This is a genomic window from Vibrio sp. L5-1 (assembly GCF_021728315.1).
GTDB classification, from domain to species: Bacteria; Pseudomonadota; Gammaproteobacteria; order Enterobacterales; family Vibrionaceae; genus Vibrio; species Vibrio splendidus_K.
On record NZ_JAKKCQ010000034.1, the window covers coordinates 1 to 1,177 of the forward strand.

The following is a 1,177-nucleotide window of genomic DNA, read 5'->3' on the forward strand; positions in this document are numbered from 1 at the left end:
AAGATTTTAGCTACAACACCAGCACCAACTGTACGGCCACCTTCGCGGATTGCGAAACGTAGACCTTCGTCCATTGCGATTGGAGCGATTAGCTCAACAGTCATTTGAACGTTGTCACCTGGCATTACCATTTCTACGCCTTCTGGTAGAGTGATATCGCCTGTTACGTCAGTTGTACGGAAGTAGAACTGTGGACGGTAACCCTTGAAGAAAGGAGTGTGACGGCCGCCTTCGTCTTTAGAAAGTACGTATACTTCAGACTCAAACTTAGTGTGTGGGTTGATTGAACCTTTAGCAGAAAGTACTTGGCCACGTTCAACGTCATCACGCTTAGTACCACGTAGAAGTGCACCAACGTTCTCACCTGCACGACCTTCGTCAAGCAGCTTACGGAACATTTCAACACCAGTACAAGTAGTAAGAGTAGTTTCTTTGATACCAACGATTTCTACTTCGTCACCTACACGTAGGATACCGCGCTCGATACGACCAGTAACAACAGTACCACGACCTTGGATTGAGAATACATCTTCAATAGGAAGTAGGAACGGTAGGTCAACAGCACGCTCTGGAAGTGGAATGTAAGAATCTAGTGCTTCTGCAAGCTCAACAATCTTGTCTTCCCACTGCTTTTCGCCGTTTAGAGCGCCAAGTGCAGAACCTTGAATTACTGGAAGGTCGTCTCCTGGGTACTCGTACTCAGAAAGAAGTTCACGTACTTCCATTTCTACTAGCTCAAGTAGCTCTTCGTCATCAACCATGTCACATTTGTTCATGAATACGATGATGTAAGGGATACCAACTTGACGACCAAGTAGGATGTGCTCACGAGTTTGTGGCATAGGGCCATCTGTAGCAGCAACAACTAGGATACCGCCGTCCATTTGAGCAGCACCAGTGATCATGTTTTTAACATAATCGGCGTGTCCAGGACAGTCTACGTGTGCGTAGTGACGTTCAGGAGTATCGTACTCAACGTGAGAAGTTGCGATTGTGATACCGCGCTCGCGCTCTTCTGGAGCGTTATCGATAGATGCGAAATCTTTAGCAACACCGCCGTACACTTTTGCAAGTGTAGTACAGATAGCAGCAGTTAGAGTTGTTTTACCGTGGTCAACGTGGCCGATAGTACCAACGTTTACGTGCGGTTTCGTACGTTCAAATTTTTCTTTAGACA

The 1,177-nt window shown here is 46.5% G+C and carries 1 protein-coding gene; it reads right to left on the reverse strand.

Going from position 1 to position 1,177, the window contains the following annotated elements; translation table 11 throughout:
• Positions 1–1,177, reverse strand: a 1,177-nt coding sequence (gene tuf / locus L3V35_RS25410; protein WP_017079846.1) for an elongation factor Tu, incomplete at both ends; no start/stop codon positions are given.